The organism is Micromonospora sp. DT227 (genome assembly GCF_049841835.1).
GTDB lineage: Bacteria > Actinomycetota > Actinomycetes > Mycobacteriales > Micromonosporaceae > Micromonospora.
This window is the reverse complement of sequence record NZ_JBNCLA010000001.1, coordinates 1-7410: the sequence shown is the minus strand read 5'-3', so window position 1 is coordinate 7410 and position 7410 is coordinate 1. Positions and strand designations below refer to the sequence as shown.

The window sequence follows — 7410 nt, the reverse complement described above, 5'->3', positions numbered from 1 at the left end:
GCCGCGCCGCCCCCCCGCGGGGGGGGGGCGGGCGCCGCCGGCCCCCCCCCCCCCCCCCCCCCGGCCGGTCAGTGCGGTACGGCGGCGACGATCGGCAGTCGGACGGTGAACGTGCTGCCCACGCCGAGCACACTCTCGACGGAGATGGTGCCGCCGTGCGCCTCGGCGAGCTTGCGGGCGATCGACAGGCCGAGCCCGCTCCCCCCGGTGCGGCGGGCCCGCGAGTCGTCGGCCCGCCAGAAACGCTCGAAGACCCGGGACAGGTCGGCGGGCGCGATGCCGGTCCCGGTGTCGGACACGACGATGCTCAACTGCTCCGCCCGCACCGCGCACCGCACGGTCACCGAGCCACCCGGGGCGGTGTGCCGGATCGCGTTGGCGACCACGTTCCCGACGAGCTGCCGCAGCCGGGCGCCGTCGACCGCCGTCTCACCGACGGCGGCCACGTCGAGGCCCAGCCGCACCCCGGCGGCGTCGGCCGCGCCCCGGTGCGCCTCGACGACCTGGTCCAGCAGGTCGGCCACGTCGTGCGGTTCGCGGTGCACGCGCAGCTCACCGGCGTCGGCGGCGGCCAGGTCCCGGAGGTCGTCGATGATGTGCTGGAGCAGCATCGCCTCGTCGAGCAGCAGGCTGAGCAGGTGCGCGTCGGGCTGGGCGAGACCGTCCTGGGCGGCCTCCAGCCAACTCCGCATGGTGCTCAGCGGCGTCCGCAGCTCGTGCGCCACGTCGCTGACCATGGTCTTGCGCAGCGCCTCGGTCTGCTCCCGCCGGGCGGCGAGGTCGTTGAGCGCGGTGGCCAGCAGCCCGATCTCGTCGCGGGTGGTCACCGGCACCCGGGCCGGCGAGTCCATCGGCTGCCGGGCGGCGTCGGTCAGCGCCCGCAGCGGTCGTACCAGTCGACGCCCGACCAGCACGGTGACCAGCACGGTGGCCGCCAGCACCGCGCCGGTCACCTCGACGATGCGGATCACGTTCGCCCGGGACAGGTTGAACACCGGCTCGGTGGTGCCCTGGGCCTCGTCGGTCACGAACAGCAGCGCCGGCGGTGCCGCGTACGCCCTCAACTGGGCGACCAGCGCCTCGTGCAGGCAGGAGTCGATCCGCTCGTCGAGCCCGGCGGAGCCGCTCGGGACCGCCGTGCGGTCCGGCCTGATCATGACCCGGTCCGGCGCTCCCGCCCGGCGCAGGCAGGACTTCGTCGCGTCCCGCAGCCGGGCGATCGGCCCGGCCTCGGTCGGCAGCGGGCCGGCCAGGTCGGCCGGCAGGCAGTGGCCGACGACGTCGCGCCCGTCCGTCCCGGTCACCTGGACCGATGCCCTTCCGGTCGGGCCGACCACGACCTTTCCGTCCAGCGCGGAGTTGCGGTGGATGCAGGCGAGCCACCGCCCGGCCAACTGCCGGGTGGCGTCGCTCTCCCGGCTGGTCAGCACGTACGGCCCGAGCACGCGCCGGTCGATCCGGGCGGTCCCGCCGGTCAGGCCCAGGTCCACCTGTAGCGGGTCGACGGTCGCCGAGGGGCGGGCCGCCCGCAGCGACGGGCCGTCCGGTGCGGAGTCGGCGATCATCTGCCGGTCCGGCGTCATCAGCGTGATCCGGCGTTCGAGCGTGCCGGCCCGCTCGGTGAGCACGGCGGCCACGCCGGACCAGTCCCGGTGGGTGGCGGCGTAGCTCACCAGCGTGTCGTAGATGTTCTTGTCGTCGGCGAGCGAACGGCCCTGGGCCTGCTGGATCGCCTGGGTGGTCGACTGGACGGCCAGCCAGGTCGTGGCCAGGATCGCGCAGACCGCCACCAGCAGGGAGGTGGCCAGCAGCCGCACCACCAGGCTGCGGTGCGGCGGCACGCGTCTCACGGCGTACCGGCGGTCAGCTTGTAGCCGACCCCGTACACGGTCAGGAGCTGCCGTGGCCGGCGCGGGTTCGCCTCGATCTTCCGGCGCAGGTTCATCACGTGCACGTCGATGGTGCGCCCGGTCGACTCGCGGTCGATGCCCCGGGTGTGCTCCAGCAGTTGGCCGCGGGTGAACACCCGGCCGGGCTGGCGGATCATCGCCGCCAGGATGGCGAACTCACCGGCGGTGCAGTCGACCGGGACACCGCCGGCGGTCACCGTGTGCCGGGGCTCGTCGACGGTGAGGCGGCCGACCCGGAGCACCGGTGGGTGCCGGGCCGTCGCGGGGACGCGGCGCAGCAGCGTCCGGACCCGGGCCACCAGTTCCCGGGGGCTGAACGGCTTGGTCATGTAGTCGTCGGCGCCGAGGTCGAGGCCGCGCAGCAGATCGTCCTCACTCGACCGGGCGGTCAGCATCAGCATCAGCACGTCCGACTCCTGGCGGAGGATCCGGCAGATCTGCATCCCGTCCAGCCCCGGCAGCATCACGTCGAGCAGGAGCAGGTCGAACGTCTCCTGCCGGGCTGCCCGCAGCGCCGCCTCGCCGTCGTGCACGACCGTCGCCTCGTGACCCTCCGCGGTGAGGTAGCGGCGCAGCGCCTCGGCCTGCCGCCGATCGTCCTCCGCGAGCATCACCCGTGCGCACATGGTGGCGACTATAGGTGAGCCGCGGGGTCGCGAATCCGTGGAAAAGGTCATGCCCGGACCTGACAGGATCCTGACGATCCCGGGTCACGATCGGCGCCATGCCACTGACCCGAACGGTGCCGCCGGCGGACGCCGAAACCCAGGTCATCCCGCTCGCCGGCAGGGAACCGGCGCCGCGCCGCCGCTACCTGACGAGGGCGGTGGTCCCCGCGGTCGTCGTCGCCGGACTGCTCGCCGCGGCCGTCGTCGTCTGGTCCGGCCGGGACACCGGCCCGGCGTCGACAGCGGACGAACCGGCAGGCGTACGGAGCGTCGCGGTGGTGAAGCAGGACCTGTCGACGTCGCAGTCGCTGCCGGGCACGCTCGGCTTCGGCGCCGCCCGACTGCTCAAGGGCGGCCGGAGCGGCACGGTGACCTGGCTGCCCGCCCCGGGCGCGTCGGTGCGGCGCGGCCAGCAGCTCTACCGGGTCGACGACCGCCCGGTGCCGCTCTTCTACGGCGGGATGCCGCTGTTCCGCACGCTGCGCGACCTCGGCACGGTCGGCCGGGACGTGCGGATCGTCGCGGACAACCTGCACGCCCTCGGCTACGACGTCGGTGACCGCCCGGCGTTCGCCGCCCGACCGACCCGGTCGTCGTCCACGCCCGCTCCGGCCGTGCCGGTGGCCAGGGACGAGAGCGTGCTGACCGCCGCGTTGCGGGACGCGGTCAAGCGCTGGCAGCACGACCTGGGGGTGCCGGCGACCGGCACGGTCGAGGCCGGGGACGTGGTGGTGCTCGTCGGCGCGGTCCGGGTCGACTCGGTCGCCGCCCAGCCGGGAGACAGCGCGGACGCCCCGCTGCTGTCGGTCACCCGGACGGCGAAGGTCGTCACCGTGGAGGCGAACGTCGGCGACGCGGCCTCGATCGTGCCGGGCGACGCGGTCACCGTGCACCTGCCCGACGAGAGCACGATCGGCGGCCGGGTCACCGCGGTCGGCCAGGCGGTGAAGGCGGCGGAGGGCGATGCCGGCACCGGCGGCCCGCCCACCGTCACCGTGACGATCGCGATGAAGAGTTCCGCCGCCACGGCCCGGATCAGCGTCGCCGACGTGCGGGTCGACTTCGCCGCCGAGACCCACGAAGGCGTCCTCGTCGTCCCGGTCGGCGCGTTGCTCGCGCTCAGCGAGGGCGGCTACGGCGTCCAGGTCTCCGGCGGGGACCTGGTCCCGGTCGAGACCGGGCTCTTCGCCCAGGGGCTCGTCGAGGTCCGGGGCGACGGTCTCCACGCGGGGACCCCGGTGGTGACCACCTCGTGACCCCGGTGCTCTCGGCGCGCGACGTCAGCATGCGCTACCCCGGTGGCGTCGAGGCGTTGCGGGGGGTCTCGCTGGACATCACCGAGGGTGAACTGGTCGCCATCGTCGGGCCGTCCGGCTCCGGCAAGTCGACCCTGCTCAACCTCATGGGCACCCTGGACCGGCCCACCTCCGGCACGATCTCGATCGCCGGGCAGGACGTGGCCGGGCTCTCCGACCGCCGGCTCTCCGCCCTGCGTGGTCGCTGGCTCGGCTTCGTCTTCCAGCAGTTCCATCTCGCCGCCGGCCTCACCGCCGCCGAGAACGTGGCCACCGGCCTGCTCTACGCCGGGGTCCCGCGCCGCCGCCGTCGGCCGCTCGCGTTCGACGCACTCGACCGGGTCGGCCTGGCCCACCGGGTCGACCACCGTCCGGCGCAGCTCTCCGGTGGCGAGCGCCAACGTGTCGCCATCGCCCGGGCGCTCGTCAACGGCCCCGCCCTCGTGCTGGCCGACGAACCCACCGGTGCCCTGGACACCGACAACGGGCGTGCCGTGCTCCGCCTGCTGCGCCGGCTCAACGAGGAGGGCACCACCATCGCCGTCATCACGCACGACAACGAGATCGCCGCCGACCTTCCCCGCCGCGTCGAGCTACGCGACGGCCGGCTGGTGCGCGACACGGCGGTGGTCCGATGATCCGCCGGGTCCGGCTCTCCCCGCTCGACCTGATCGACGTCGGGCTGCTCGGCATCCGTACCCGCCGGGCACGGGCCGCGTTCTCGGCGTTGGGCATCGCGATCGGCATCGCCACCACGGTGCTCGTCACCGGCGTACCGGCCTCCGGCCAGGCGGCGCTGTTGCGCGAGCTGTCCGCGCTCGGCACCGACCACCTCCAGGCGCGGGCACAGTCCGATCCGGACTCGCCGGCGGCGTTCCCCGAGGAGTCCGTGGCGATGGTCGGGCGCATCGGGCCGGTCACCGTGGCGAGCGCGGTGGCGAACACCCACGCGCTCGTACGCCGCAACGACCGTACCGACGCCGGCGACGGTTCCGGCCTGACCGTGCTGGCCGCGCGCCCGGACCTGCTGCGGGCGGTCGACGGGAAGGTGCGCTCCGGGCGGTGGCTCGACGCGGTCACGGAACGGTTCCCGACCGTGGTGCTCGGCTCCGTCGCCGCCACCCGACTCGGTTTCGCGGACCTGCCCGCCACCGGCGGTCCCGGTCCGTCGGTGTTCATCGGCGACCGGTGGTTCACCGTCGTCGGCATCCTCGCCCGGACGCCGCTCTCGCCGGACCTCGACCGCTCGGTCCTGGTCGGCTGGGAGGCGGCCCGCGACCACCTGCGCTTCGACGGGCATCCCACGGTCATCTACCTGCGGTGCCGGGAGTCGGCGGTGGAGGCCGTCCGGGAGGTCCTGCCGGCCACCATCTCGCCGGTCCGACCCGGGCAGGTGGTGGTGACCCGCCCGTCGGACGCGCTCGCCGCGAAACGGGCCACCGAGAGCAACTTCTCCACGCTGTTCCTCGGCCTGGCCGCGATCGCGTTGCTGGTCGGTGGGATCGGCGTGGCCAACACGATGGTGGTCTCGGTGCTGGAACGGCGTACCGAGATCGGCCTGCGCCGCGCGCTCGGCGCGCACCGTGGCCAGATCCGCGCCCAGTTCCTCACCGAGTCCGCCGCGTTGGCCGCGCTCGGCGGGGTCGCCGGGACGCTGATCGGCACGGTCGCGACCGTCGGTTACGCGACCTGGCAGGGCTGGCCGGTGGTGGTCTCGGTGCCGGCGACGCTCGCCGGGCTCGGTGGCGCCGTCGTGGTCGGTGTGCTCGCCGGTGTCTATCCGTCGATCCGGGCGGCCCGGCTCACGCCGACCGAGGCGCTCGCCTCGACCTGAGACGTGCCGGCACGCGCTGGAGGCGCCACCCGGTGCGGGTGGCGCCTCCGGGCCGGGCGGCTACTTCCGCTTGGCGGCGGCCGCACGCTCACACTCGGGCGAGAACCTCATGCCCTTCGAGATCGATTCCGCGTCGTTGTGCTCGCCGCCGAGCGACCAGCCCGGACCGTCGGTGCTGACCTCGACGTACCGGACGCCCTTCTCCTTGAGGCAGGCGACGACGTCGCGGGCGAAGTCCTTCGCCTCCGGGTTGGCCGGGTCGAGTTCCCAGGGCGGCAGTGGCAGCAGGTTCCCGCAGGCCTTGTTCGCCGCGCCGATCGGGCCAGAGGTGACGCCCTCGGCCCGGGTCCTCCTGATGTCGACGCCGTGCTCGGTCATGCACTTCTCGTACGGCGCGTAGCGGGCCTGGGTGTCCTCGTCGGTGTCGTCGAGACGGGCGCGGGGCCGCTTGTCGGTCGGCGGCGCCGGGGTCGTGGCGGCGGGCGTGGCGGTGCGGAGCGTGGCCACGTCCGGCTTGCCGGCGTCGGCCCGGTCGTCTCCGGTGGCCGAGCACCCGCTGCCGCCGATCGTGACGGCCAGCACCAGCGCGGCCATCGAATGCTTCCTCATCGTGACGCCTTCCTGTCGGGGCCCGCGGCGCGGTGCCCACCAGCGAGGCTCAGGATCACCGCGGACTGTCAGGAAGCTGTTTGCGTCTCGTCACGGAGTCGCCGTCGCGACCGAATAATGGGTAAACGTCGATGTTAGCGCCATCATTACCGCGACCGGGGTCGGCCGGAGTGCTGGGAGGCGGCGCGGCACCTGCGGGGGAAGGCGCTTCGGCCACCGCCGATGGATGCTTCGAGAAAGTTACGACTTGACGAACGTTCTGTTATCGCCCACATTCGATGGTCAAGGACGAGGCTGGGGCTGACCGGGGCGGGTCTGCCTTGTCGGGACTGGCGTGCGCGACGCGTGGGCCACGTCTTGTTAGCGCTAACACCCTGGCGGCGTACGTCCGGGTTCCGGCCATCGAGGAGGATCATGTTCGGCTTTGGTAGGTCCCCATCCGTCGCCCCGCCGAGTCGACGGCGGCGATGGTTGCCGCGCGTCGTCGCAGCCGGTGTGACGGCCGTGCTGGCCGGCGTCGGCGCGGCGGCCGTGGTGTCGTCCCCCGCCGCCGCGGCGACGGTCGACACCAGCGCCTGGTACGTGCTGGTGAACCGCAACAGCGGCAAGGCCCTGGACGTCTACAACCTGGCCACGACCGACGGCGCGCGGATCGTGCAGTGGGCGCGCAACAACGGCAACCAGCAGCAGTGGCAGTTCGTGGACTCGGGGGGTGGCTACTACCGGCTGCGGTCCCGGCTGTCCGGCAAGGTGCTGGACGTCTACAACTTCTCCACCGCCAATTCCGCCAACATCGTGCAGTGGTCCGACGCCAACGGGACCAACCAGCAGTTCCGGCTCGCCGACTCCGACAGCGGCTACGTCCGGCTGATCAACCGGAACAGCAACAAGGTGGTGGAAGTGCAGGGCGCCTCGACCGCCGACGGCGGCAGCATCGTCCAGTACGACGACTGGAACGGCAGCAACCAGCAGTGGCAGCTCGTCCGCGTCGACGGTGGGGGCACTCCCACCACGCCGCCGCCGGGCGGCACCTGCTCGCTGCCGTCGAGCTACCGGTGGTCCTCGACCGGCGCGCTGGCGCAGCCGAAGTCCGG

The 7410-nt window shown here is 73.7% G+C and carries 7 protein-coding genes; 4 read left to right on the top strand and 3 right to left on the bottom strand.

Translation table 11 applies throughout. The features are described from left to right. Positions 1–68: 68 nt before the first annotated feature. The gene (locus ACLQ2W_RS00035; protein WP_425784696.1) at positions 69–1850 is read right to left on the bottom strand and encodes a sensor histidine kinase; all 1782 of its coding nucleotides are present in this window, start codon (positions 1848–1850) and stop codon (positions 69–71) included. Continuing rightward, complete coding sequence (locus ACLQ2W_RS00030) at positions 1847–2536, bottom strand: response regulator transcription factor (RefSeq protein ID WP_405091627.1); 690 nt, start codon at positions 2534–2536, stop codon at positions 1847–1849. Before ACLQ2W_RS00030 ends, ACLQ2W_RS00035 begins: the two co-directional genes overlap by 4 nt. A gap of 98 nt (positions 2537–2634) precedes the next feature. Here ACLQ2W_RS00030 and ACLQ2W_RS00025 point away from each other — a divergent pair, with 98 nt between their 5' ends. From ACLQ2W_RS00025 to ACLQ2W_RS00015, 3 genes are read left to right on the top strand one after another with little or no spacing between them, the layout of a single operon-like run. Beyond that, complete coding sequence (locus ACLQ2W_RS00025; RefSeq protein WP_425784695.1) at positions 2635–3834, top strand: efflux RND transporter periplasmic adaptor subunit; 1200 nt, start codon at positions 2635–2637, stop codon at positions 3832–3834. Positions 3835–3863: 29 nt separating this feature from the next. After that, the gene (locus tag ACLQ2W_RS00020) at positions 3864–4511 is read left to right on the top strand and encodes an ABC transporter ATP-binding protein (RefSeq protein ID WP_405094092.1); all 648 of its coding nucleotides are present in this window, start codon (positions 3864–3866) and stop codon (positions 4509–4511) included. Next, on the top strand, positions 4508–5707 hold the full coding sequence (locus tag ACLQ2W_RS00015; RefSeq protein ID WP_425784694.1) for an ABC transporter permease: 1200 nt from the start codon (positions 4508–4510) through the stop codon (positions 5705–5707). Before ACLQ2W_RS00020 ends, ACLQ2W_RS00015 begins: the two co-directional genes overlap by 4 nt. A gap of 60 nt (positions 5708–5767) precedes the next feature. Here ACLQ2W_RS00015 and ACLQ2W_RS00010 read toward each other — a convergent pair whose 3' ends face one another. Then, positions 5768–6316: a hypothetical protein gene (locus tag ACLQ2W_RS00010; RefSeq protein WP_425784693.1), complete on the bottom strand. Its 549-nt coding sequence runs from the start codon at positions 6314–6316 to the stop codon at positions 5768–5770. Between the two features lie 414 nt (positions 6317–6730). Between ACLQ2W_RS00010 and ACLQ2W_RS00005 the strand changes: the two genes are divergently transcribed. Then, positions 6731–7410 (top strand): RICIN domain-containing protein (locus ACLQ2W_RS00005; RefSeq protein WP_425784692.1); only part of this gene is annotated, 680 nt, incomplete at its 3' end.

Excerpts from the sequence above, each read along its gene's own strand:
- ACLQ2W_RS00015 (WP_425784694.1), top strand. The coding sequence starts at position 4,508 with ATGATCCGCCGGGTCCGGCTCTCCCCGCTCGACCTGATCGACGTCGGG.
- ACLQ2W_RS00025 (WP_425784695.1), top strand. The coding sequence starts at position 2,635 with ATGCCACTGACCCGAACGGTGCCGCCGGCGGACGCCGAAACCCAGGTC.
- ACLQ2W_RS00020 (WP_405094092.1), top strand. The coding sequence starts at position 3,864 with ATGCGCTACCCCGGTGGCGTCGAGGCGTTGCGGGGGGTCTCGCTGGAC.
- ACLQ2W_RS00010 (WP_425784693.1), bottom strand. The coding sequence starts at position 6,316 with ATGAGGAAGCATTCGATGGCCGCGCTGGTGCTGGCCGTCACGATCGGC.
- ACLQ2W_RS00030 (WP_405091627.1), bottom strand. The coding sequence starts at position 2,536 with ATGTGCGCACGGGTGATGCTCGCGGAGGACGATCGGCGGCAGGCCGAG.